The 24,472-nt window shown below is 64.3% G+C and carries 24 protein-coding genes; 16 read left to right on the top strand and 8 right to left on the bottom strand.

The genetic code is table 11. The features are described 5' to 3' along the window. Positions 1-83: 83 nt before the first annotated feature. Positions 84-2,081, top strand: a complete 1,998-nt coding sequence (locus DAD99_RS19130; RefSeq protein WP_193342804.1) for a S9 family peptidase — start codon at positions 84-86, stop codon at positions 2,079-2,081. Positions 2,082-2,094: 13 nt separating this feature from the next. Here DAD99_RS19130 and DAD99_RS19125 read toward each other — a convergent pair whose 3' ends face one another. Beyond that, positions 2,095-2,760 (bottom strand): peptide deformylase, encoded by a 666-nt coding sequence (locus DAD99_RS19125; protein ID WP_193342803.1) that lies wholly within the window; start codon positions 2,758-2,760, stop codon positions 2,095-2,097. Between the two features lie 59 nt (positions 2,761-2,819). Between DAD99_RS19125 and DAD99_RS19120 the strand changes: the two genes are divergently transcribed. Then, entirely contained in the window at positions 2,820-3,239 is a 420-nt protein-coding gene (locus DAD99_RS19120; protein ID WP_193342802.1) for a nuclear transport factor 2 family protein, read from the top strand. 40 nt (positions 3,240-3,279) lie between these two features. Here the strand turns inward: DAD99_RS19120 and DAD99_RS19115 are convergent, their stop codons facing one another. The 3 genes from DAD99_RS19115 to DAD99_RS19105 are packed head-to-tail and all read right to left on the bottom strand — an operon-like array spanning position 3,280 to position 6,301. Continuing rightward, positions 3,280-4,422: an NAD(P)/FAD-dependent oxidoreductase gene (locus DAD99_RS19115; RefSeq protein WP_193342801.1), complete on the bottom strand. Its 1,143-nt coding sequence runs from the start codon at positions 4,420-4,422 to the stop codon at positions 3,280-3,282. Next, a complete protein-coding gene (locus DAD99_RS19110) occupies positions 4,415-5,107 on the bottom strand; it encodes a class I SAM-dependent methyltransferase (protein WP_193342800.1) in 693 nt (230 codons plus the stop codon). The genes DAD99_RS19115 and DAD99_RS19110 overlap by 8 nt, the downstream gene beginning before the upstream one ends. A gap of 12 nt (positions 5,108-5,119) precedes the next feature. After that, positions 5,120-6,301, bottom strand: a complete 1,182-nt coding sequence (locus DAD99_RS19105) for a type III polyketide synthase (protein WP_193342799.1) — start codon at positions 6,299-6,301, stop codon at positions 5,120-5,122. 468 nt (positions 6,302-6,769) lie between these two features. Here DAD99_RS19105 and DAD99_RS19100 point away from each other — a divergent pair, with 468 nt between their 5' ends. The 9 genes from DAD99_RS19100 (at position 6,770) to DAD99_RS19060 (ending at position 16,354) form a co-directional block, all read left to right on the top strand. Next, positions 6,770-7,876: a site-specific integrase gene (locus DAD99_RS19100; protein WP_185260578.1), complete on the top strand. Its 1,107-nt coding sequence runs from the start codon at positions 6,770-6,772 to the stop codon at positions 7,874-7,876. After that, the gene (locus tag DAD99_RS19095; RefSeq protein WP_185260579.1) at positions 7,873-8,214 is read left to right on the top strand and encodes a helix-turn-helix transcriptional regulator; all 342 of its coding nucleotides are present in this window, start codon (positions 7,873-7,875) and stop codon (positions 8,212-8,214) included. Before DAD99_RS19100 ends, DAD99_RS19095 begins: the two co-directional genes overlap by 4 nt. Next, positions 8,201-9,745, top strand: coding sequence for a site-specific recombinase (locus DAD99_RS19090; RefSeq protein WP_227008266.1), 1,545 nt, complete (start codon positions 8,201-8,203; stop codon positions 9,743-9,745). Before DAD99_RS19095 ends, DAD99_RS19090 begins: the two co-directional genes overlap by 14 nt. Before the next feature lie 167 nt (positions 9,746-9,912). Beyond that, complete coding sequence (locus tag DAD99_RS19085; protein ID WP_193342798.1) at positions 9,913-10,728, top strand: TnsA-like heteromeric transposase endonuclease subunit; 816 nt, start codon at positions 9,913-9,915, stop codon at positions 10,726-10,728. After that, entirely contained in the window at positions 10,725-12,767 is a 2,043-nt protein-coding gene (locus tag DAD99_RS22205) for a Mu transposase C-terminal domain-containing protein (RefSeq protein ID WP_193342797.1), read from the top strand. The genes DAD99_RS19085 and DAD99_RS22205 overlap by 4 nt, the downstream gene beginning before the upstream one ends. 159 nt (positions 12,768-12,926) lie before the next feature. After that, positions 12,927-13,814 (top strand): ATP-binding protein, encoded by an 888-nt coding sequence (locus DAD99_RS19075; RefSeq protein WP_309233411.1) that lies wholly within the window; start codon positions 12,927-12,929, stop codon positions 13,812-13,814. Then, the gene (locus DAD99_RS19070; RefSeq protein ID WP_193342796.1) at positions 13,811-14,647 is read left to right on the top strand and encodes a hypothetical protein; all 837 of its coding nucleotides are present in this window, start codon (positions 13,811-13,813) and stop codon (positions 14,645-14,647) included. The genes DAD99_RS19075 and DAD99_RS19070 overlap by 4 nt, the downstream gene beginning before the upstream one ends. Before the next feature lie 909 nt (positions 14,648-15,556). Beyond that, a complete protein-coding gene (locus DAD99_RS19065; RefSeq protein ID WP_193342795.1) occupies positions 15,557-15,952 on the top strand; it encodes a DUF3054 domain-containing protein in 396 nt (131 codons plus the stop codon). 120 nt (positions 15,953-16,072) lie between these two features. Next, on the top strand, positions 16,073-16,354 hold the full coding sequence (locus DAD99_RS19060) for an Lrp/AsnC family transcriptional regulator (RefSeq protein WP_056340053.1): 282 nt from the start codon (positions 16,073-16,075) through the stop codon (positions 16,352-16,354). A gap of 66 nt (positions 16,355-16,420) precedes the next feature. Here DAD99_RS19060 and trpD read toward each other — a convergent pair whose 3' ends face one another. After that, the gene (gene trpD / locus DAD99_RS19055) at positions 16,421-17,479 is read right to left on the bottom strand and encodes an anthranilate phosphoribosyltransferase (RefSeq protein WP_193342794.1); all 1,059 of its coding nucleotides are present in this window, start codon (positions 17,477-17,479) and stop codon (positions 16,421-16,423) included. A gap of 111 nt (positions 17,480-17,590) precedes the next feature. On the opposite strand from trpD, the gene DAD99_RS19050 reads away from it, so the two are divergent. The 4 genes from DAD99_RS19050 (at position 17,591) to DAD99_RS19035 (ending at position 21,962) form a co-directional block, all read left to right on the top strand. Next, entirely contained in the window at positions 17,591-18,265 is a 675-nt protein-coding gene (locus DAD99_RS19050; protein WP_227008265.1) for a heme-copper oxidase subunit III, read from the top strand. 87 nt (positions 18,266-18,352) lie between these two features. Next, a complete protein-coding gene (locus DAD99_RS19045; protein ID WP_193342792.1) occupies positions 18,353-19,141 on the top strand; it encodes a cytochrome c in 789 nt (262 codons plus the stop codon). 99 nt (positions 19,142-19,240) lie between these two features. Next, the gene (locus DAD99_RS19040) at positions 19,241-20,314 is read left to right on the top strand and encodes a ubiquinol-cytochrome c reductase iron-sulfur subunit (RefSeq protein ID WP_193342791.1); all 1,074 of its coding nucleotides are present in this window, start codon (positions 19,241-19,243) and stop codon (positions 20,312-20,314) included. Continuing rightward, positions 20,292-21,962: a cytochrome bc complex cytochrome b subunit gene (locus DAD99_RS19035; RefSeq protein WP_193342790.1), complete on the top strand. Its 1,671-nt coding sequence runs from the start codon at positions 20,292-20,294 to the stop codon at positions 21,960-21,962. The genes DAD99_RS19040 and DAD99_RS19035 overlap by 23 nt, the downstream gene beginning before the upstream one ends. Before the next feature lie 94 nt (positions 21,963-22,056). Here the strand turns inward: DAD99_RS19035 and DAD99_RS19030 are convergent, their stop codons facing one another. Beyond that, positions 22,057-22,845 carry a GntR family transcriptional regulator gene (locus DAD99_RS19030; protein WP_193342789.1) on the bottom strand — a complete coding sequence of 263 codons (789 nt, stop codon included), beginning with the start codon at positions 22,843-22,845 and terminating at the stop codon, positions 22,057-22,059. Between the two features lie 186 nt (positions 22,846-23,031). Between DAD99_RS19030 and DAD99_RS19025 the strand changes: the two genes are divergently transcribed. Continuing rightward, the gene (locus DAD99_RS19025) at positions 23,032-23,325 is read left to right on the top strand and encodes an HPr family phosphocarrier protein (protein WP_185260589.1); all 294 of its coding nucleotides are present in this window, start codon (positions 23,032-23,034) and stop codon (positions 23,323-23,325) included. A gap of 131 nt (positions 23,326-23,456) precedes the next feature. Here DAD99_RS19025 and DAD99_RS19020 read toward each other — a convergent pair whose 3' ends face one another. Together DAD99_RS19020 and DAD99_RS19015 are read right to left on the bottom strand one after the other, a co-directional pair. Next, positions 23,457-23,858, bottom strand: a complete 402-nt coding sequence (locus DAD99_RS19020; RefSeq protein WP_193342788.1) for a cytochrome c oxidase subunit 4 — start codon at positions 23,856-23,858, stop codon at positions 23,457-23,459. Continuing rightward, the coding region (locus DAD99_RS19015) for a cbb3-type cytochrome c oxidase subunit I (protein WP_193342787.1) at positions 23,855-24,472 on the bottom strand (618 nt) is incomplete at its 5' end. The genes DAD99_RS19020 and DAD99_RS19015, both read right to left, overlap by 4 nt.

The raw sequence follows: 24,472 nt of genomic DNA, 5'->3' as shown, positions 1-24,472 counted from the left end.
CGGGGCGCGCTCCCGGGCGGCTGCCGCGCCAGCTTTCAGGCCGGTGCTCGCTTGGGGGAAAGCCGCACGTTAGGCTCACGTGGGTGAAGCCAGAACACCTTCCGCTGCTCAATTCCGTCTCCGCGCCGGCCGTCCACCCGGACGGCAGCCGTGCCGTTGTGTCGGTGACCAGGCCCGATTTCAATGCTGATTCCTACGTGGGCCAGCTGTGGAACATCCCGTTGAACCAGGAACAGCTGCCGCGGCGAATTACCAGGGGCTTTCGGGATACCGCCCCAGCCTTCTCTCCTGACGGGCTGGTCCTTGCCTTCCTCCGGACGGGCGGACCGTCGTCGAAAACGCAGCTCGTTGTGGTGGAGGCCGGCGGCGGCGAACCCCAGGTCATAACCTGGAGGTTGCTCGGAGTGGAGTCCTTCGCGTGGTCTCCAGATTCGCACCGGATAGTTTTCAGCTCCCGAGAACCCGACGCCGGGCGTTACGGCAGCGGCGAGGCCATCACCGCGGAGGCGGAGGAACCACGGTTGATCTCCTCATACCAGTACAGGCTGAACGGCGTTGGCTACACACGCGACAAGCCGCAGCAGCTGTTCATCGTGGACGTCCCGGAACTTGGCGGTGAGCCGCAGACAGCCCCGGCCGCTCCGCCCCTGCCGGCAGCCCGTCAGCTGACATCGCTCGCCTCGGACACCGGCTCCGGGATTTTCAGTGCAGACGGATCAGCCGTCTACTTTGTGGCAGCACCGCCGGAAAACCATGACGACTTGGCCACCCTGATCTACAGGGTGCCGGTCAACGGCGGCGACCCCGTACCGGTGGATCAGGGAGCAGCCGCACCTCAGAGCGTCACGGAGGTCCGGCAGTCCCGGGACAGCAAATGGCTGTTCTATATTGCCCGGGACTTGGGGAGCTCGGGCCGGGATTTTGTCGCACGTAACGCCGTTTTGTACTGTGTCGCGGCCGACGGCGGCGTGCCGGTTGCGTTGACCGACCCTGATCTGATGGACGTGGCAGCCCCGGGTGCCCGGATTGAGCTCCGCGGCCCGGACCGGGCGCTGGTACTGAACGTTGCGCAGGGCACTGTCGAGCTCCTCGAGCTGGGGGCGACGGGCGGGCATGCCCTGCTGGTGCACGGTGACAAGGTGGTGTCGGGGGCTGCCTGGGCGGGTGGTTCGCTGCTCGTGGTGTTCAGCGATGCGTCCACCCATGGGGACGTTGCAGTGCTCGACGACGGGCAGTTGCGGCTGCTGACAGACTTTTCGGCCGTTCTGCGGACGCAGTCGGACATTGTGGTTCCGCAGGAACTGACGTTTGAGGCGTCCGATGGGTATCCCGTCCATGGTTGGCTGGTCAGGCCTGCAGGCAAGGGTCCGCACCCGGTCCTGTTGAACATCCATGGCGGGCCCTTCGCCCAGTTCACCGTCGGGCTGTTCGACGAAGCCCAGGTCTACGCGGCTGCCGGGTACGCCGTACTGATGTGCAACCCACGCGGCTCCGCAGGCTACGGCCGGGAACACGGGCTGACCATCAAGGGCCGCTTTGGCACCGATGACATGGAGGATGTCCTCGCGTTCCTGGACGGCGCCCTGGCCAAATTTCCGGCGCTGGACGCCGGACGGTTGGGCATCATGGGCGGCTCGTACGGCGGATACCTGACCGCCTGGACCATAGCTCACCACCACAGGTTCAAGGGTGCCATTGTGGAGCGCGGATTCCTGGACCCGGTCAGCTTCGAGGGCTCTGCCGACATTGGCTGGTACTTCGGCGGCGAATATCTCGGCAGCTCGGCTGTGGACGTCGCCGCCCAAAGCCCGATCGCACACGTAGGCAACGTGCAAACTCCGACGCTGGTTATCCACAGCGAAAACGATCTGAGGTGTCCGCTGGAGCAGGGCCAGAGGTATTTCACGGCACTGAAGCGGCACGGCGTTGAAGCCCAGCTATTGGTATTCCCGGGTGAGGATCACGAACTATCCCGGTCAGGCAGGCCACAGCACCGGCGGCAGCGGTTCGAGCAGATCCTGCGCTGGTGGGCCAGGATCCTCCCGACCGGCGCGAATCCGGCAGCTGCACCTGCCGAGTGAACGCGTGGGCGTTTCAGGGATTCCCGGGCAGGAATCCCAAGGCCGCACGGGCCTTTCCGATCCCCGGCTCGGCCCAGTTGGCGGCGTACTCGGCGTTGGAACTCAAGGACCTCAACTCGGCCCGGTCAACGTACAAGGAGCCATGAAGGTGATCGGTTTCGTGCTGCACAATCCGCGCCTGCCACCCCTCGAATTCCCGTTCCGACGCCAAGCCGGCGGGGCTGTCGAATCGGAGCAACACCCGTTCAGGCCTGACCACCACTGCCTGCAGGCCGCTCAGCGAGAGGCACCCCTCGAAGAACGCTGCGGTTTCCGTTCCTACGGCCGTATAGCGCGGGTTGATGATGGTGAGGAACTCCAGCGGGCTACGGTGCCGCAGTACAGCGGCCGCCGGGTCGACGTCGTACTGGTCCTCAAGGACTGCCAGCTGCAGCGGGATTCCGAGTTGCGGGGCGGCCAGCCCCACGCCAGGGGCATCGTGCATCACTTCGCGCATGAGGGCTATCAACTGGTCCAGCTCGTTCCCGCTGATCTGGCCGTCGAAGGCCGCGGCCCGCTGGCGGAGTACGGGATTCCCGGCCTGGACGATGGGCGGCAGCGATCCCGCGGACAGGATTTCCTGCACCCGTTCCCTCAGGTGCGCAGGAGTGAATGAAGTGGGCGGTGATACGGCTGTCATGCGGAAAGCCTAGCGGCGGACGCCGCACGGCGTCGGCGGCGTCGGCTAATGTCGATGCCATGGCTGAACCGATTGCGCCCCAAACCAACGCACTGGAACTTGTCCTGGAATTTATCCGGGTCCTGGAAGCTGGCGGTGATAGCGGGGCCATAGGGCTTTTCCTCGCTGCGGACTTCGTGCTGGTCGAGGCGCCGCATCTGCTCGCGGCTGAAGGCTCCACCCGGACGCGGGACCAGGCGATGGCCGGGCTCGACCAAAGCGGCGAAGTAGTGGCGGACCAGAAGTTTAAGATCCGCCGCACCACCTGCGAAGGCGGTCGCGTGGTGGTGGAGGCAGACTGGTCGGCGAGGACGCTGATGGACCTGCGGTACTGGGATGCCGGCGAAACCATTCGGGCCCGAACGTCTTCGGTCTTTGAAGTCCGGGACGGCCTGATCATCAGCCAGGACAGTTACGACTGCTACTTCGTGAACTCCTGAACCGGCGGGGCATTGTCTGGGGGCCTCTTCCGGCGCGGGCTCACTGCATGGTGAAACGGCGGGCCACCAGCCTGTTGACTGGCGGCATCCCTGACACGGCGCTGACTGCGGCGTTCCTCAACGCCAGGAACGGTGGCGCCAGCGGTCGCCCCAGCGTCATATTCACTTCGGCCTGCCACCGAGCCACCAAGGCAGCCTTCCGACGCCGGGTGGAATAGGCGCGCAGGCGCTGACCCACCGGTTTCCCCGCCAGGGAAGCACAGATGATCGGCGCCAGTTCCGCCGCGTCCAGCCAGCCAAGGTTCATACCTTGGCCGCCGATGGGGCTTAGTTCATGGGCCGCATCACCGATCAGAACCGCCCGGCCCGCGACTGACCGGCATGCCACCGTGGACCGGGGGCTGAAGCTGCTGAGCATGCTGTTGGTGGCCGGGTCCGGCCGGATCCCCGTACGCTGGTGGACCACCCGCGCCAGTTTGACCGCGTCCAGGAACGGTGCAGGACGGGGAATCCTGACGACCCAGCGGCGCAGACCGCCCGGCAGGGGGAAAGATTCCACTATCCCTTCGCCTTCGAGGTACAGGACGGCTTCGTGCAGATTTACACCTGAATCTGCGTAGTCACCCATCACGTAGTGGTCGGGATAACTTCGGGACGTGGCCTGGATGCCCAGCAGGCCACGCATCCGGGACCGTGAGCCGTCGGCGGCGACCACAAGGCGAGAGGTGATCCGGACGTCGGCACCGCCCGCCTTGGTGGCCTCAGCGTGGACGGTTACCAGCCCGCCGTCGTCCGCTATTTCCATCACCCTGGCACCCCTGACCAACGCGGCGCTATCCAGTTCGTGTACGCGCTGCTCCAGCAGGTCTTCCGTTGTGAACTGGGGGAGGGACAGGACAAACGGGAAGCGCTCCGATACGGATGCGAAGGACATTGACCCCACGGTCTTTCCCCCGCTGACCGCAATACCGCCGCGGATTTGCACGCCGGCACCGATCATGGTGCTGGCCACGTCCACTCTGTCGAGGGCCGCGAGGGCGGGGGGATGGATGCCGATGGCCCGCGAGTGGGATTCCCTGTGAACCCGCTGATCAAGGACACGCACCGCGACGCCATCCTGCAGCAGCAGGGCGGCGAGATAGAGGCCCACGGGTCCGCCGCCGACGATCACCACGTCAACCATCTGGATGGTCCGGGCGGTGGATGAGGACCTGGTGGAAAGGGGAGCGGCGAGCCACGTGCCAGCCCGGGGGAGCGGCGGCGGTGAGTTCTTGCGGGGTGTAGCTGCGCCTGATTGACGTCAGGCCATCCTTACGGATGAACGATCCGCGGAACGGGAGGCCCGCCAGGGAGAAAAGTGCATAGGCCGCGATGCTCCGGCGCAGGTCGTTGTGCAGGGAAAGCCGCCGCGCCAGGGCTTGCGAATCTGTCAGGAGCTGCGCCAGGCCCGCTGGTTGGAGGTGGTGGACAACGTGGTTCGAGATCACGACGTCGAACCGGCGGCCTTCGCGGACCAGGTCGGTGCTGTCGGCCTGGCGGAACCTGACTGAGAAATGGTGGGGGAAGCGTGACGAGTAGGTGTGTGCCCTGGCGTCCGGGTCAATGCCGGTGACGTCGAGCAGCAGTTTGTCCCGGGCGGCCCAGAGTGCGAGCTGCCGTACCAGGTCGCCGCCGCCGCATCCTATGTCGAGGAGGGTCGTGGCAGAGTCGTGGGAGAGCAGAGGGCGAATCTCATTGCAGTACAGCCGCCGCCAGCCCGAGAAGAGCAGGTTTACCAGTCCGAATTGCCGGTACGTGCGCTCGAGTTTGGCGGGGTCACAGTCAGGCAAATCCATCATTTCCACGGCGTCCACAGCCCGTTGCCGCATCAGGGACACAGTTCAGGCCAGTGACGAAGCCGCCTCGGGCAGCACCGCCCGCTTCCCGGTGGCGGCCTGGCGGAGTTTTGTGAAGAGCCCGGTTTCCACCGTGAGGCCAGGGCCGAATGCCATGGAGCAGATGCGTTCCTCACCCGCCACTGGTGGCTGCTCCAGGATGTGCCGGAGGACAAACAGCACGGTGGCGCTGCTCATGTTGCCGTAGTCCCGCAGCGTATCCCGTGCCGGAACGAGTTGCTGGTCCGTGAGGTCGAGGCGCGTCTGGACCTTATCCAGGATGCTCCGGCCGCCGGGATGGATGGCCCAATGGCGGATGTCCCGGTAGGGGAGTCCACACAGCGAGGGATCCCGGGTCAGCAGCGGGGTAAGGGCGCCGATGATGTGGTCGTCGATGATGTGGGGTACGTAGTTGCCCAGCACCATCTCAAAGCCATGGTCACCGATGTTCCATGCCATGGATTCTTCGCCCACAGGCGTGAGGACGGTTTCGAAGTGGTCCAGTTGCATCAGTGCTGGAGCGTCCGGACTATTCCGGGCCGTAATGATGGCTGCCGCCGCCCCGTCGGCGAAAAGCGCCGAACCCATGATGGTGTCAGGATCGTTGGACGTCCGGACGTGCAGGGAGCACAGCTCGGCACAGACCACCAGGACAACGGCCTGCGGATCTGCTTCGCAGAAGGACTTGGCGGCCCGCAGCGCCGGAAAAGCTGCGTAGCAGCCCATGAATCCGAGGTGATAACGCTGGACAGCCGGGTCCAGCCCCAACGCGCGGACGATCTTATAGTCAGGGCCGGGGTTGAAGAACCCTGTGCAGGAAACGGTAACGACGTGGGTTATGTCAAGTAAGGACAGGTCCGGGCAGGCGTCCACGGCAGCTCGGGCGGACTCGATGAAGAGTTTAGTGACCTCCCGGGCGAAGATCTCGTTGCGAACCTTGGTGGTGGGGTTCAGGAGCAGGCCCGTGGCGGGATCAAAGAACTGCGGATCGTCCGAGCGGAAAGCCATGGTCATTTCGTCGACCGCGGTATGGCGGGTGTCGATGGCGGCTGAATCAAAACAGGTGTTCACCAGCCGGGAACCCAACCTGGTCAGGCCCGGCTGGGCCGCGAAAACTTCACGGGCTTCGGCCTGGACCAGCACAGTCGGCGGAACAGCAGTTTCAAGTGAACGCAGGTAGACCGTCATTGGTTCATTCTTGGCGAGCACGCGGGATTAGACAATGGCCGGGCCGCCCGGGACCGGTTTTTGTGCCGCACGGTGTTTCGGACACAAAAGCGGGCCGGCGAATATTCGCCCGCATGCCTCCGGTGCAGTACGGGGCCAATTCCTTTCAACGTGGGCCGCTCTCCACTCTCCAAAAACGCCGATAATCAACATTATGTCAAGTAGAAGTGATCCGATTGCAGATTTTGCAGAATAGGACCCGCTGATACGCACTCCCCGGTTTCGGCTGCCTGGACGTAGAAGTCCGCGCCGTTACAGGGATCCGGGACCGTCCGGAGGCGCGTTGGGCAACAGCCGGGGCGTGGAAGGGTCGACGGGTCTGAGGTGCCCACTAGGCGAATAATTCCGCGGATTTTCGGGGTTTCCTTGACATGGGTTCGCATTTTATGCACTCTGGGAGCATTATTTGCAGACGCATCGGAGGCCGTGATGGACCCCGTGGAGGGCCAGCTGATCAGGCTTCCGCTGCGTCAGGGAGCGCTCTCCGCGGACGCCGTATTCGAAGACATGCTCACCGGATGGAAACAGCAGCAGCTGGCACGGAACTTCACGGCCGGCACGATCCGGGGACGTGAGAGCCTGGTCCGCCGGTTCGTGGATCACACCGGGCATTTTCCCTGGGACTGGACCGTCGGTGACGCCGATGAGTTCTTTGCCCATGAGCGCTCCATCCTGAATCTGGCGTTCGCCACTATCCGTGCCTACCAGACCCATCTGAAGGTGTTCTGCGACTTCCTGACCGATCCGGTCTATGAATGGGACCGTGTCTGCCTTCAGGGGTTCGGCCGCTCTCCCGCCCAGATCATCACCGAATTCAACCGGGCCCGGCACGCCCAGAACAACGAACAGGCACCCACTAAACGGCCCTTCACCCGGGCCGAGCTGCAGGGCTTCTTCGATCTGGCCGACCTCGAGGTCGAACGGGTTCTGGCTTCCGGGCGTAAGGGCGCCGTCGCCGCCTACCGGGACGCCACAGTGTTCAAAACCGCCTACGCGTGGGGTCTGCGGGCCAACGAGGTCACGCACCTGCAGACCGTGGACTTTTCCCGGAACCGCCGGGCCCCGCAGTTCGGCGAGTTCGGTGTCCTGCAGGTCCGATACGGCAAGGCACAGCGCGGCTCACCGCCCAAGAGACGCTCCGTGCTGACGGTCTTTGACTGGTCCCCCGCCGTCCTGGACACCTGGATCCGGAACGGACTCCCCTGGCTCGCCCCGGCGGTATCGGAAATTTTCCCCACCGCCAACGGACTGCCGGTGCCCAAGTCCAACCTGCACCGCCGCTTCCGCGACTACATCGACGAACTCGGCTATCCGCCGGGCCTGGACATCCATTCCCTGCGCCGGTCCTACGTCACCCACCTCTTCGAGCACTTCGGCTTCGACCACACCTTCGTCCAAAGGCAGGTCGGCCACGAACACGCCTCTACCACCTCCCTCTACACATCAGTCTCCAGCGACTACCAAACCAGCGAGCTCAACCGCGTGCTCGAAGACATGATCGAGAAGGCCGTCAGGCCGAAGGAGGAACGAGAATGAAACGGGACATCGAATACCGGTGGCGGGCCCGGGAACTCATGGCACGGAACGGCATGCGCAACACCCGCGAACTCGTCGAACCCCTACGGGAACGCGGCATCACCCTCTCCGAGTCACAGATCTACCGCATGGTCAGCCAGAATCCCGAACGGATCTCCTTCCAGCTCCTGGCCGCTCTCTGCGATATTTTCGGCGTCGAAGCGAACGAACTCTTCACCTTCACCGCCGCCGACGCCAGGTCCAAACGCCAAAAGCAGGCCGCCGCCTCCGGGGAGAACGTTGTCCGGTTCGCTGACGCCTACAAACCCGTCAGGGCCAGGATCCTTGACGACGAATAAGGCCCGGACCCGCGGCCGGCCCCGGTCCGAAGGCGACCACCGGTGCGACCGATGCGGGCGGATGGCCGCGAAGATCCGCGTGACCTGGCCCGACGGGGCCATCTGCGGGATCTGCTTCACCACAGCACTGCGCACCCGCGGATCCTGCCCCGGCTGCGGGAAAGAAAGGCTGCTCCCAGGCAGGACCACCGACGGCACCAGCATCTGCCGGGACTGCGCGGGCATCACCACCAACATGACCTGCGAGGGCTGCGGCACCGAAACCGAACGTTTCCGCGCCGGCCACTGCATCCGCTGCGTCCTCGGGACCGACCTGGAGGGACTGCTCCACCCCCACACTCCCCCGGACCTGAGCCTCAAACGCCTCATCGGAGTGCTCGCCGCCGCGGGCAGGCCCGAGAGCGTCTACACCTGGATGCGCGGGGCCAACACCAAGGAACTCCTCACCGGGCTCGGCACCCGCACCATCGCGCTCACCCATGAGTCCTTTGACGCTCTTCCTGCGTCACGATCAGTGGAATACCTCCGGGAAATGCTCATCCATCACGGCATGCTCCCGGACCGGGACCGTCAACTCGCCGCCTTCGAACAATGGCTGGCCGTCCGCATCCATGACCTCGCCGAAACACCTCACATCCAGACGCCCATCGAACGGTTCGCCCGCTGGCACCACCTCAAACGCCTCCGCCAAATGGCCGGCCCGGGAAAGTCGCTGAACACGGCCGTCCGCTCGGCCAAACAGGAAATCACCGAGTCCGGGAAGTTCCTTGCTTGGCTCGGCGCCGACCATGGACTCGCCGTCGCCGCTACGAGGCAGGCCCATGTGAACGAGTACCTAGCGGCCGGACCGTCGACCCGATACGCCATCCGCACCTTCATCGTCTGGCTGATCAAGAACAAGGAGATCGGCAGGCTCGAGATGCCGCGCCGCTACGCCGCCACGAAGCCGCTCATCACCCAACAACAACGCGTCGCCCTGATCCGGCATTGCATCGACTCCACGGCATCGCCCTTGGGATTCCGGGTCGCTGCCCTGATCCTGCTGCTCTTTGGCCAGCCGGTCGGCAAGATTGCCGCCTTGAAATGCGCGGACCTGCAGGCTCTGCCCGAGGGGCTGCACCTGGGCCTCGGGAACATACCCGTCCTGGTTCCTGCCCAGATCGCCCCGATGTTCTGGGACTACCTGCACGACCGGCCCAACCAGCAGACCGGAAACGGCGGGAGCCAGTGGCTCTTCCCCGGCACCCTGCCGGGCCAGCACATCCACGCCGACGCGATGATGGGCCAACTCCGGGCGCTTGGGATCGATCTCGGCGGCGCAAGGAACACCGCCCTGCGCAGCCTCGTTCAGGAACTGCCGCCAACCCTGGTCGCGAACGCCCTCGGCTACAGCTACCAGGTCATCCACAAACACGCCGCCGACGCCGGCGTCCCCATGGCAGGCTACGCAGGGAAAGCCATGCACCCCCGGCTGAAACCGCTCAGAATACGGCCCCCGAACCAACCGCCGGAACCGGAACGGCCGGAATAGGACTCCGAGCGATAAGTGCAGTTCCCGCTTGAACCGCTATTTCGCACCTGATCCTAGTAGGCCAAGTGGAACTAAGCGTCTGTCCTGTCGCAATTTAGTTGGCCATTTTCGCAACTTACCTGGCCACCTACGGATTTCTGGGGTTTGTCTCAGTTAATCTGGCCACCATGGATGCTGTTAAGCCGCTGAGGGCGCTGCCTTCGAACATGACGGACGGGACCCGTGTGCTGGCGCGCCTGGACGGGCGTATGGTGAATACGCCGCTTTCTGGGGCTCTTGCATCGCTCGGGCTTGAGTCGGCGCTTCCCGTGCGGGCGTTCTTCTCGTGGACGGGCAAGCGGAACTACGAGGGCAGATGGTGGTCCAGTACGGTCCGGTCCCATGTTGGGTTCGAGAGCCTGCTGGAGCGCGACTTCCTGCTTTCGGCGGACCATGACCGGGGTGTCGTTGGGGTCGCTTCCCAGCCGTTCGCGTTCCTGTGGCCGCGCGGGACCGAGGGTTCCCGGGGCCACGTGCCCGACTTCTTCGTCCGGCTGCGGGATGGCACGGGCAGGGTCGTCGACGTTAAGCCTGCAGGCCGTGTCCGGTCCGCGGAGCGCCAGTTCGGCCTGACCCGCGAAGCCTGCGCGGCGGCCGGATGGGAGTACGAGGTCTTCACCGGTCTGGCCGAGCCGCTGGCGTCGAATCTGCGGTGGCTCGCTGGCTACCGCCAGGACCGCTTCGCCCCCGACGGCACCGCAGCGGCCGTGCTGGTCGACTCGTTCAACCCGGAGGCCTCTTTGACCGGGGGCGTGCGGCGGGCAGCCAAGGCGCTGGGCGCCGACGAGGGCATCGTCCGCGCGCAGGCGCTCCACCTGCTGTTCACGGGGGTGCTGGTCGTCGACCTCGACGCCCTGCTCACGCAAAACACGCGGGTGTCCCTGGGTGTCGCACCGAAGGCGGGCTCCGCCTGGGACGCCAGGTCGCGGGAGGCCGCGTCGTGAAGTCTGTGCGCCTGTTCGACTTCATCCAGTTCGACGGCGCCTCCTGGCAAGTGGCGGCCCACGACGGCGCCGAGCTGGCTTTGAAGAATCTCTCCACCGGCCGCATCCGCCGGTTGCCGGTCGCCGAGCTTGCCGACGACTCGTACCTGCCTGACGCGCCCGCTCCCCTGCCGTCCCTGGCCGGTGTCGCGCTGCTCGAAACGCTCGAGCCCGGTGCCCGGGCGCAGGCTGAGCTGCTGCACCGTCACGTCTACGAGCTCGTCAACGGGACCCCGCCGGACGCCGCCCCCGGGACGGCGCCCAAGCCGGAGTACGACCTGGCCAACCCGCTGCTGCGCCGCATCGAGGCCAAGGCGGCCGAGCTCGCCGCCGCGGGCACGCCGATCGCGGCCCGTACGTTGCGCCGCCACGTCGCCGCCTACCGCAAGCAGGGCATCGCCGGACTTGCCGACGGGCGCAACACACGTCAGAGCACCCTGGCTGGCTGGGCCGACCCGGAGCTCGTGGCGCTGCTTGAGGCCGAGATCTCTGGGCAGACCAACACGTCCACCGGGACACGGTCCCGCGCCGTGACCCGAGTCCGTGCCCTCGCCGAGCGGCAGGGCCTGACGGTCCCGTCCCCCGCCACTCTCTACAGGATCCTGGCCAAACTGGAGAAGTCCCGGCACCCGTTCGGCAACGCCACGACCCGCAGGACCCAGGCCAGCCGGCCCGACCGGACATGGGGCCGGCAGGCGCCCGCGCGGCCTGGGGAACTCGTGGAGATCGACTCCAGCCCTTTGGACCTGATGCTCATCTACCCCGACGGGTCCACGGGCAAGGCCGACCTGACCGTGGCGTTGGACATCGCGACCCGGACGCCGCTGGCGGCGGTCCTGCGCCCCGAGGCGACCAAGGCAGTCGACGCCGCGGTCTTGCTGGCCAGGGCCATGACCCCCTTGCCGCTGCAGCCCGGCTGGGACGCAGCCCTGGGCTACTCCCGATCGGTCCTGCCCCAGGGCATGATCCCTGGCGGCGCGGACGTCCGCTCCGCGATCGCTGCCAAGCCCGTCATCGTGCCCGAGTCGATCACCGTGGACCGGGGCAAGGTCTACATCGGCGCCACGTTCACCAGCGCGTGCGAACGCCTCCAGATCAGCCTGACCAAGGCCGCACCGCGGACCGGGACCGACAAGCCCCACATCGAGCGTTTCTTCGCCGGGGTCAACTCGGGCTTCACGCAATACCTCGCCGGTTACACCGGCCCGAACGTCGTCCGCCGCGGCAAGGACCCCGCCGCCGAGGCACGATTCAGCCTCGCCGATATCCAGAACCTGCTTGACTGGTGGCTCGTCGCCGTCTGGCAGAACCGCCCGCACCCGGGCCTGCGCCACCCGGCCATGCCAAAGAAGGACCTGACCCCGAACGAGGCCTTCGCCGCGCTCTCCGGCGTCGCCCCGCAGATCCCGGTCACGCTCACCCGCGAGGACTACATCGCCCTGCTGCCCTTGGACTGGCGCACCATCCAGCCGTACGGGATCAACTTCCACAACCTCCACTACGACAATCCCGCCCTGCACGAATACCGGGGCGTGCACTCGGGGCTGCCCGCCCCCGCGAACGGACGCTGGGAGATCCGCTACGATCCCTACCGGCTGCAGTCCATCCATGTCCGCGACCACCGCGGGGGTGTCTGGATCGAAGCCGAATGGACCATGGCACGCCAACTCGCCGGCCCGTTCTCCCTCGATGTCCTCGCCGCCGCGAAAAAGGCCCTGGACAGGCGCTCCGGCAGCATCCCCGGCGCCGACCTGCTCGCAGAGGTCAATCGCATCATGACCGCCCCGGCAGGTCGGGCCGAGGCCCGGGCCGCCAGGCGAGCCAGCGCCTCGCCGTCGAGCGTTCCGGATCCGGCTCCGCTTCGGCTTCTGACCCCTGTTTCTGAAGAAGAACCCAAGCCCGAACCGGGCGCCGCTGCCCCGTCCGCGGCGGCTGCGACCGCACCTGCGGGTCCGCGTCCGCGTCGTCATGCCCGCCGTATCGACCTTCTGGAGGACTGAGCCATCGCGACCCCCGACTCCCTGACCGCCTGGCGCCAGTTCGTCGACCACGCCCCGATCGAGCCGGAGCGGCTCTCCCGCAAGGAGCTCAAAGCACTCTCCCCCGAGGAGAAGGACGCCTACGACCGGGAACGTTTCGGCTGGCTGGCGGCCGACACCGTGCTGGAGACCACGGACACGCATGCCCTTACCCGGCAGACCAGAATCATCCTCGCGCGCAACGCGGCCACCACCGCCACGGCGCGGCGAGGGCTTGCGGTCTCCGGGGCGGCCGGGATGGGCAAGTCCACCGCCGCGCTGCTGATCGGCAAGCGCCCTGAGAAAGCCGAGCGCAGGCGCCTCGATCGTATCGATGACGTGTCTTTCGCCCCGGTGGTCTACGCTGTGGTCCCCCCATCGACCACACCGAGGATGCTCATGCAGGCCTTCGCCAGCTGGCTCGGCCTACCGGTGCCCCAGCGGTCCACCGCGCAGTTGGTCACCGAGCACGTCGTGGGTGTGCTGCGCACCTTGGGGACATCGCTGGTGGTCGTCGACGAAGTTCACAACCTGACGACGAACAGGCAGGCCGGCGCCGAGGCGGCCAGCACCCTCAAACAGTTCGCCGACCGGCTGGACGCGACCTTCCTCTACGCCGGCATCGACCTGCCCACCACGGACCTGTTCGCCGGGGACATGGGGAGGCAGATCAAGGCCAGGATGATCATGCATCAGATGCGTCCCTACGGAAACGGATCCAAGGCAGACCGCGAGGCCTGGACCGAACTCGTCCTCGGCGTCGAGGACCTCCTCCCGCTTGCCGAGCACGAACCCGAGTCCCTCGCCGAGGAAGCCGCATACCTGTGGGACCGCACCGGCGGGAGCATCGGCGGCCTCCGCGCCCTCCTGTCGGACGCGGCCATCGGAGCGATCATCGACGGCACCGAAAAGATCGACCGTCGCCGCCTCCAGGCCACAGCCACGGACTACGCCGCCGAAGAACACCACCACACACGTGCAGCCATGTCCGCCGGCAGCCACAAACGCGGGCTGCAGCGGGCCCAATGACGATCCAGCCGATCCCCGTCCCCACCAGGATCTTCGGCGGCGAGGGCTTGATCAGCTACGCCTCCCGCCACGCCGCCCGCAACGGCACGACCGTCGAGAAGATCGAACGCTCGCTCTCCGAAGCGGGATCCATCCCCAAGCCCAGCCACCGCCGGACCCCGGAAAGGCTGCAGGCCTGGCGCAGCCTCGGCGCGCTTCACGAGAACGCCTTCGCAACGCCCGCCGTGATCGACGGCGCCGACGTCATCGACCGCATGCTCTGCCTGCGCTGCACCCAAGGATCAGGCGGAACCGGGCGGCTGCCGCGCATCGGGTGGGTCTGCGCCGGACACCGGCGCTGGCTCGGCACCCCACAGCACGACATCCGGGCCCTGCCCGAACTCGTCGCCGCCGAACGCCACTACCGCCGGGTCCTTGCCCCACGCGGCGTCCTCGTCCGATCCCCCATCATGCAATGGGCGCGCGAATGCGCGATCACCGGGATCGCTCAATCCGAGATGGCTGAGCGGAATCGTCGGGTCGCCACCTCCAACCCCAACCTGCTCACGTACCCCGAAACCGTCAGAATCGCCCGACTTGTCACGGACCCAGGATTCAACACAGGGATGCTCCAACCCGGGTTCCGTGCCCGTGAACGCCACGCCGTGAGCGTCAAAGCCAGTACGGGGATGTTCCCCCAGGCCGAGGACAACGAATCATGGCGCGTAGCCCACCGGATCACCGCCATGTTCAACGCAATCGCCGGAGAGATCGAGAGGAATCCCTCCCGTATGGCAGGCACTACGCCATACAGCACGACACTGGCTCAAGCCTGGAGAATCTGGGGAAGATAGCCCACCGGCCTCGGCACTCCACTCAGCGACACCGGGCATCAGCCCGCTTCCCCTGAACTCACCCCGTGGGACAAGGACGCCGAGCGTTCCATACGGAATGGCCAACTAAATTGAGACGGTTCCTACCCCCTTCGTCTCAATTTATCTGGCCTTTTCCCACGTCAAGGTGGCCAACTAAATTGAGAAAGGACATAAGCGTCTGTCGCTGGATCCGCCACGCTATTGCGCCTTCTGCCGCAGGCGGGTCAAAAGTTCAGGTAACGCCAACCGGCTGGAGCGCAGAATGCTCCCGCCCCGGCGTACTCTGGTGCTGACATCCCTGAGGTCATTCTGCACTTGTGGAATCGATCACCAGCGGGTTCACCACGGCAACTATGGACGTCCGGAGGGAATGGCCAGCTTCCGGGAGCAAAAGCCGGCCGTCCATCCGGGCAAGTAGCCAGCCCGAAAAAATCAACTGTGTTCCGTTCCGAGTCGCGATGAAGGCCATCCACTCATCGGTTCCTGCCGGGCCCAGGGCAGCGTCGCCATGGTGAAAGGTCACATGCGGCAGCGCAATTACCTCCTACTCCCCTGCCCTGCAGGACGCTGATGCTCAACCGGACGTCCTCCACCTCCAAATAGAGAACCGACGACGGCGCGCCGCGCTCCAGCAAGAGCCGAACGCCTTCCAGATCGAAAAAAACAGCAGTTCCGGCGGGCCGTAGATCGCCGCTGGTTGCGCCCCCAGCAGTTGTGAATAGAACTCAGCGGGCCGCTGCAGGTCATGTGCCTGCTGGGCCACCTGGATCAGACGCACTGTGCCTCCCTGGTGATGAGCGCCGCCGTCCCAGCCATCTTCCATAATCCCCCGCACCCCGGCAAGCATCAGGACCGGGCCGCCGCCCTCGCCGGGCTAGGCTCGAAGCCATGAATTCCGAGACCAAACAGTCCATGCCAGCTCCCCGGCAGGCCATTATTGCCGCCGCCCTGTCAGATGCCTTCCTGATTTTGGTTTTCGCGGCGATCGGCAGGGATGCCCACCAGCGCGGCGAGATCGTCACCGGAGTTTTCCTCACGGCATGGCCGTTCCTGGCTGGGGCCGCCATCGCCTGGTTTGCGGGACGGGCCCGGCGGCGTCCGCTGTCCATGGCAACCGGCGTTATGGTCTGGCTTGGCGCCGTAGCCGGCGGCATGATCCTGAGGGCGCTGACGGGACAAAGCGTAGTAGTGGCCTTCGTGGTTGTTGCGCTCTTGAGCCTGGGGCTTTTCCTGGTGGGTTACCGGGCACTTCTTGCACTGGCGCGCAGGCTTCGAAAGTCGTGACACCGCTTCCGGCCCTGCGCCCGCACCGCAACTGATGGACACCGCCTATGTAATAGGCTGGCATCACCATAGAGTCCTGCCGGGCACAGCTACGGCCAACAGATCCGGAAGGATTGAATAGTGATCACCGCATTCGTTCTGATCAAGACCGACGCCGCCCGCATCCCGGAGACCGCCGAGGAAATTTCCGCGATCCCGGGCATCAGCGAGGTCTATTCCGTAACCGGCGAATGGGACCTTATCGCCGTTGCCCGCGTGGCCCGGCACGAGGATCTGGCTGACGTCATTGCCGACAAGCTGTCGAAGGTACCCGCGGTGGTTCACACCACCACGCACATTGCGTTCCGGGCCTACTCCCAGCACGACCTCGACGCAGCATTCGCGCTCGGCTTCGAACAGTAGGAGCACTTCCCCGCAAAAGAAGCGGGCCCGGCATCACAGCCGGCCCGCGCCTTTTATGTAGACGGGTCAAGGCCGCGTCAGTGCAACCCACTTATCGAGGACCGCGGCTGCGGCACCAGTATCAATCGATTCGGCGGCCCGGGCAAGCGCCGAACGCATACGCCCCAAGAACGGGCCATCCCATGATTCATCAAAGGCCACCAGTCCGGCGGCCGCGTTAAGCAGCACGGCATCCCGGGCTGCGCCGGCGTTGCCGGCAAGGACATCGCGTACGACGGCGGCGTTCGCCTGGGCGTCCCCGCCACGGAGTTCCGCCACAGTCGCGGGACGGATGCCCAGCTCGGCCGGCTCGAAATTCAGCTCAGCGACAGCGCCATCGCGAATTTCCCAGACCGTGGAGGGGCCCGTTGTGGTCAGTTCGTCCAGGCCGTCATTGCCACGGAAAACCAGGCCGCGGCTGCCCCGTTTCGCCAGGACGCCTGCCACGAGCGGAGCCATCCGGGCATTCGCCACTCCCACGGCTGAAGCCTGTACCCGGGCAGGGTTGGTCAGCGGGCCCAGGAAATTGAAGGCGGTGGGGATCGCGAGCTCCCGGCGGGGCACGGCGGTGTGGCGGAACGACGGGTGGAATACCTGCGCGAAGCAGAAAGTGATGCCAGCCTCCCCCGCGTTGCGTGCCACCTGGGCCACCGGGAGGTCGAGCCTGACGCCCAGCGCTTCAAGCACGTCGGCCGATCCGGAGGACGAAGACGCTGCCCGGTTGCCGTGCTTTACGACCTTCGCTCCAGCGCCTGCAGCGACGAGGGCAGCCATGGTGGAAATGTTGACGGTATTGAGCTGGTCCCCGCCGGTACCAACGATGTCCAGCTTCTCACCGGGGATATCGATGGGTGTTGCATGGCGCAGCATGGCGTCCACGAGGCCTGTTATTTCGTCCACGGTTTCACCCTTGGCCCTGAGGGCAACCAGGAATCCGGCGATCTGGGACGGCGTCGCCTCCCCGGACATGATTCTGTCCATCGCCCAAGCGGTATTGCCCGCCGTGAGGTCAGCACCGTTGATAAGAGCCGTTATGAGCCGCGGCCAGGTGTTGCTGTCCGCCGGCGCGGTTGCCTGAGAAGTCACCTTCTGATGCTAGCGAGCCACCCCGTACCTGACCAATATGAACGCCGCCGGGAACTTTTCGCAGTGATTTCGCGTCTTTGTAGAAAAAGTCCCCCGAAAAGGCGGTTCGCGTTGGGAACTACGGACTTTTATAGACATAATGTCTATGTGACATCTGCGACCCATGCCCCCAGTACCCCGGCGCACCCCACGCTGAACCGCCCCAATATGGTTTCTGTCGGAACCGTAGTCTGGCTGTCCAGTGAGTTGATGTTCTTCGCCGGTCTCTTTGCCATGTACTTCACACTGCGCTCCACGAGCGGACAGATGTGGGCGGAAGAGACAGCAAAGCTCAACTTCCCCTTTGCGCTCGCCAACACGATTGTCCTCGTGGCCAGTTCCTTTACTTGCCAGATGGGCGTCTTCGCCGCCGAACGGCTGCAGCCTCGCAAAACAGGCGGCCCGTTCCAGCTCTCCCGCTGGGGCATGAACGAATGGTTCACGCTGACCTTCATCATGGGTGCATTCTTCGTCGCTGGCCAGGCAACTGAATACGCGATGCTTGTTTCAGAGCACGTTTCGCTCTCATCCAACGCCTACGGCTCAGCGTTCTATATGACCACCGGCTTCCACGGCCTGCACGTCATCGGCGGCCTCATAGCCTTCCTCTTCATCATCGGACGCTCGTTCGCAGCAAAGAAGTTCGGCCACTTCGAAGCAACCTCCGCGATCGTGACGTCTTATTACTGGCACTTTGTGGACGTCGTCTGGATCGGCCTCTTCCTGGTCATCTACGTACTGAAGTAGTCAAGCTTTGATTCCTTTTCTACAAGAGGCAGAATTTCAAGAAGCGGCTCAAGGAGCCGGCGCACGATCGAATAAAGGAACCACCACGTGAAGGCTCTCTCGCAAAAGCGGCGTCACCCACTTGCAGTAATCGCGCTGCTACTGATGGGACTCCTCGTCACTGGTGGGCTATATGCCGTTGCCACCACCGTTAACGAGGCCAAGGCATCCACCACCAGCTTCAGCGCCAATGACACCGCCGAGGGCGAAAAGCTCTTTGAGGCCAACTGCGCCACCTGCCACGGCATGGGTGCGAGTGGCAGCCAGGATGGCCCCGCGCTCGTCGGCGTCGGTGCTGCGGCCGTTGATTTCCAGGTCGGTACCGGCCGGATGCCCATGCAGATGAACGGTCCCCAGGCGTACAAGAAGCCAGCCCAGTTCAACGATGACCAGACCCACCAGCTTTCAGCCTACGTAGCTTCTCTGGGAGCCGGCCCGGCAATTCCTGAAGAACACCTGCTTGATGAGCAGGGCGACGCCGCCAAGGGTGGCGAGCTCTTCCGCGTTAACTGCGCGATGTGCCACAACGCGGCAGCCGCCGGCGGCGCACTCACCCGTGGCAAGTTCGCTCCCGCCCTTGCCGATGTCTCCGGCAAGCACATCTACGAAGCGATGGTCACCGGACCGCAGAACATGCCCGTATTCAGTGACACAAACGTCACCCCTGAAGGCAAGCGCGACATCGTCACCTTCCTGAAGCAGATCGAGGCCAACGGCTCACCCGGTGGCGCTGACCTCGGCGCCCTCGGTCCCGTCTCTGAAGGCCTCTTCGCCTGGATTGCAGGCCTGGGTGTCATCATCGCCTTCACCATCTGGCTTACTTCCCGGACGTCTTAGGCGCAACGGGAATCTTAAGAACTTCTGCTGCCCAGTCAGCAGTTTGAAATTGAAAACTAACCCGGCAGACGCCGGGACGAGAGAAGGATGAGGCGAATTATGGGCAACCATAGTGACGGCAGTCCGAACCACTCGGGCACCGTAGCTACGGCTGGTCAGAATGAGGTGGAGAAGTTCCAGGATCCTGGAATTCCCCCGCACCGTTTGCGCCTGGCCGACACGGACCCGAAGGCCGCAAAGCGTGCAGAACGGCAGGTCGCCGTACTTTTCGGCGCGTCAGTTGTCGGCACCCTGATCTTCCTGGTGGCGTACTTCGCCATCGATTTGGGGGGCGAAGACTCAACCATTGGCAACATCCGGCTCCAGAACATGCTGCTGGGCCTCGGCACCGCATTCGCCATGCTTGGCATCGGTACCGGCATCGTGCACTGGGCCAAGGCCCTCATGCCGGACCATGAAGTTTCCGAGGAGCGCCATGGGATCCGCTACGAAGAGGACCGCCAGGCGGCAGTCCGAATCGTTGATGACATCGTGGAAGAGACGGGCATCAAGCGTCGTCCGCTGATCCGGAACACTCTCTTGGGTGCCCTTGCCCTTGCTCCGCTGCCGGCGGTTGCCATCTTCGGCGACCTTGGGCCGCGTCCGGACAACAAGCTGGCCCACACCATGTGGGCGCCCCAGGAGGGCAAGCTCAAGCGCCTGGCCCGTGACCCTGACGGAACGCCGATCAAGGCCTCTGACGTGACCATCGGTTCGGCCTTCCACGTGATTCCTGAGGGCCTGAACGAACTGCATGAAGGCAAGCTCAATGAAAAGGCTAAGGCAGTTGTCCTGCTGATGCGTCTGGACCCGGCGTCGCTGAACCCCTCCGAGGGCCGCGAAGACTGGGGTTACAACGGCATTGTTGCCTACTCCAAGATCTGCACCCACGTCGGCTGCCCCGTTGCTCTGTACGAGCAGCAGACGCACCACCTGCTGTGCCCGTGCCACCAGTCCACCTTCGACCTCACTCAAGAGTGCAAGGTGATCTTCGGCCCCGCCAGCCGACCTCTCCCTCAGCTGCCTATTGCGGTTGATGACGAGGGCTACCTGGTCGCGACCAGCGACTTCAATGAACCTGTAGGACCAAGTTACTGGGAGCGTGATATGCATGAGCGCAGCATCAACAGCTGAGCCCGCTTTCGTCGCCAAAACCAAGACAGGCCGGTTCACCGACTTCGTCGATGCACGTGTTGGCGGATCCGGAATCCTCCGCGAATTCGGTCGCAAGGTCTTCCCCGACCACTGGTCCTTCATGTTCGGTGAAGTGGCACTGTACTCCTTTGTCATCCTGCTGCTCTCCGGCACGTTCCTGACTTTTTTCTTTGATCCCTCAATGGCCGAGACGCACTACGACGGCTCCTACGTCCCTCTGAAGGGCGTCGAGATGTCGGTGGCGTACAGCTCGTCACTGGATATTTCCTTCGACATCCGCGGCGGTCTGTTTATGCGCCAGGTGCACCACTGGGCGGCTCTGCTGTTCGTAGCGTCCATCGCCGTGCACATGCTGCGTGTTTTCTTCACGGGTGCCTTCCGCAAACCGCGTGAAATGAACTGGGTTGTCGGCAGCGTCCTGCTGATCCTCGCCATGGCAGCCGGCTTCACCGGATACTCCCTCCCCGATGACCTGCTCTCCGGCAACGGCCTGCGGATCATCGACGGCGTTATGAAGGCAATCCCGGTTGTCGGAACCTACATTTCCTTCTTCTTTTTCGGTGGCGAGTTCCCGGGGACGGCTGTTATTGGCCGCCTTTACATGCTGCACATCCTGCTCGTACCCGCGCTCATCCTGTTGATGATCGTCCTGCACCTGTTCATGGTGGTTGTGCACAAGCACACCCAGTACCCCGGCCCGGGCCGCAACGACGGCAACGTTGTTGGCTATCCGCTCGGACCTGTGTACGCAGCCAAGGCCGGAGGCTTCTTCTTCATCGTCTTCGGTGTAATTGCCCTGATGGCAGGCTTCTTCACGATCAACCCGATCTGGAATTACGGCCCCTACGATCCCTCACCGGTATCTGCCGGTACCCAGCCTGACTGGTACATCGGGTTCGTTGACGGTGCCCTGAGGCTTATGCCCGGTGTCATCGGTGATTTCCACTTCGAGTACGTTGTCTTCGGCTACGTGCTGACGCTGAACGTCCTGTTGCCAGCCTTGATACCGGCAGGCATCCTGTTCACGGTGATGTTTATGTACCCGTGGATCGAAAGCTGGATCACCAAGGACACCCGCGAACATCACGTCCTGGACCGTCCGAGGAATGCCCCCACCCGCACCGCCATTGGCGTCGCCGGCTTCGTCTGGTACTGCGTGATGTGGGCAGCCGCTGGTTCGGACCTCATCGCCACACACTTCCACGTGTCCCTGAACGATGTGACGTACTGGCTTCGCGCCCTGTTCTTCATCGGGCCGGTCATCGCGTTTATGGTTGCCAAGCGAGTAGCCCTCGCCCTCCAGCGCAAGGACCGCGAAATCGCGCTCCACGGCCGGGAAACCGGACGCATAGTCCGTCTTCCGCATGGCGAATTCATCGAGGTGCACGCGCCCCTGGATGAATACAAGCGCTACAAGCTCGTCGGCTTCGAATCGCCGTCACCGCTGCCGGCGGTCCCCAACGACCACGGCATTGTGACGCGCAAGGAAAAGCAGCGTGCGTTCCTGTCCAGGTGGTTCTTTGAGGACCGCGTGGCACCTGCCACTCCTGCTGAGCTGGAAGCCGCACACGGCCACCACGCCCCAGCAGTTGAGGCCGGCGAGGAAAGCAAGAGCCTCAGCCACTAACACTGATAGCAGTAGCGGGAAAGGCCCGGTCCATTTGGACCGGGCCTTTCCCGTTAGTGGCGGCCGGCCGCTGTTTGCTACTGCCGGCCCGCTGCTAGTGGTTCCGGTAGCCCAGCGATTGGTTGCGGGCCGGCCTGGCACCTGGCCGCTGGAGCGGTACCCATAGCTTGTAGCGGTCGGCACGGTAATACGAAACCGAGTAGTCAACCATCGCCCGGGCAACAAAGGCGTGCCTCTGGATTTTCAGCAAGGGAGCGCCGACGTCGACATTGAGCAAGCGTGCCGTCGAAGGCGATGCAGCTGTCGCCTCGATCATGTCTTCCCCCCACTCCATGACGAGCCCGAACTGCTCACTGAGCACGTTGTAGAGCGAGGTTGGGGGCTCGCCGTCGAGGAGTCCCGGGACCCGCTGCGCCGGGATGAAGTTCTCGTCCACGCTCATGGGCTCTCCGTCCGCCAGCAGCAGCCGACGGAAACGGACAAGTGGCGTCCCCTCCTCGACCTGCAGTTCACGGGCCAGGAAGGCACTGGCGCCTATCTGTTCAAAGCTCAGGACTTTAGCGGCCGGGATCATGCCGCGGCGTTGCATCTCCTCGCTGTACGAGGTGAGTTTTACCTGAAGGTCGAGTTTGGGCTTCCGTACGAACGTGCCAAGGCCGACAACCCGTTCGAGGACTTCCTCGCCGACAAGGGCATCGATGGCCTGCCGGACTGTCATCCGGGCCAGACCGAACCGCAGGGCAAGGTCACGTTCCGAGGGCAGAGCGGATCCGGGCGGACAGGAATCGCCGATGTAGGCCCGGAGGATCTCTCTGAGTTGGATGTAGATGGCAATCCCGCTGCCGCGGTCTATCTCACCGGCAACGCCGCGGGCATCAGCCACGGAGGTAAGCCATTGCTTCGATTTTCACTATCCAAGCTTAGGGCAAGCCACACCGCTGGACTAGACCACTTCCATCGCCGAATCATCAGGCTTCATCGGTTTGGTCGCCCGGCCATCCGGCCGGATATATTTGGACAGGAAATTCAGCGATGAAGGTTTGGGGGCCGTCAGGAAATGGGAGACCCCTTGCCAGTGCATAAGGCCATTGTGTCAGCGTCAGTCGGTTTGCATGCCCGTCCCGCTGCGGTGTTCGTTAGGGCAGTGACCGAAACGGGACTTCCTGTCAGCATCCGCAAGGCCGGTATCCAGGGCGTCGACGCACGTTCCCTGCTGGAAGTGATGACTGCCGATTTCCCGTTCGGCTGCGAAGTAGAACTTTCAGTTCCCGACAGCGCCCTCAGCGGCCCTGTCACTCACCGCGACGCGGAGGCGGCCCTCCGTATGCTGGCTGAGCTTCTGGAGTCACAGGGAGCCAGGTAGTCGCTCCCAGGGGGCATCGGACTGTGACTCCCGGCGTCAAAAGCTTAGGAACAAGGACGACGTCGGGCCCCACCAGAAGGTGGGGCCCGACGTCGTAAGTTTTGCAAATATCTGCTGAAGTCCAGCGGCTTCTAGTGGGCGTGGTCCCCACGGCTGTACTCGAAGACCCAACCCACAAGGGCTACGACTGCGAGGCCGGCCGCGATGAACAGGATCCACCAACCGACGGCCAGGCCCAGGAATCCGCCCGCACACGCGAGACCCAGAACCAGCGGCCACCAGCTCCAGGGGCTGAAGTGCCCCTGTTCGCCGGCGCCCTCGTGGATCTCGGCGTCGTTGCGGTCCTCAGGACGCATCCCGATGCGCTTGCCGGTGAAGCCAAGGTAGCCGCCGATCATTCCGGAGAGGCCGCCAACCAGGAGAATTCCGAGGGTTCCGACCCACTCATGCCAGTCGGTCAGGAAACCGTAAACCAGGGAAACCGGTACGAAAAAGAAGACTCCGGCTCCAAATATCCATGATTCGATTTTCACTTGGCGGTGTCCTTCTGGTCGGCGTTACCGAGCACCGCTGCTGCGGGTGCAGGCGATTCAACGGTATGTACCTGCGAGAGCTCGGGGTGGTGGAGGTCCAGGGCGGGACGTTCCGAACGGATCCTGGGCAGCGAGGTGAAGTTATGGCGCGGCGGCGGGCAGGAGGTAGCCCACTCGAGCGAGGCGCCGAAGCCCCACGGGTCATCAACTTCAACGCGTTCGGAGCTCCGTGACGTGATGTAAACGTTCCAGAAGAACGGAATCATGGAGGCGCCGAGCAGGAAGGAGCCGATGGTGGAGAACTGGTTCATCCAGGCGAAGTTGTCCTCCACCAGGTAGTCGGCGTAGCGGCGGGGCATGCCCATGACCCCTAGCCAGTGCTGGATCAGGAACGTGCCGTGGAAGCCAAGGAACAGCATCCAGAAGTGGATCTTTCCGAGGCGCTCGTTGAGCATCTTGCCGGTGAATTTTGGCCACCAGAAGTAGAAGCCTGCGAACATCGCGAACACCACCGTGCCGAAGACCACGTAGTGGAAGTGCGCCACCACAAAGTAGGAGTCAGACACGTGGAAGTCCAGCGGCGGCGACGCCAGGATGATGCCGGTCAGGCCACC

Source organism: Pseudarthrobacter sp. AB1, assembly GCF_014926485.1.
GTDB lineage: Bacteria > Actinomycetota > Actinomycetes > Actinomycetales > Micrococcaceae > Arthrobacter.
The sequence above is the reverse complement of the archived record's forward strand: the minus strand, read 5'-3'. Positions and strand labels throughout refer to the sequence as shown.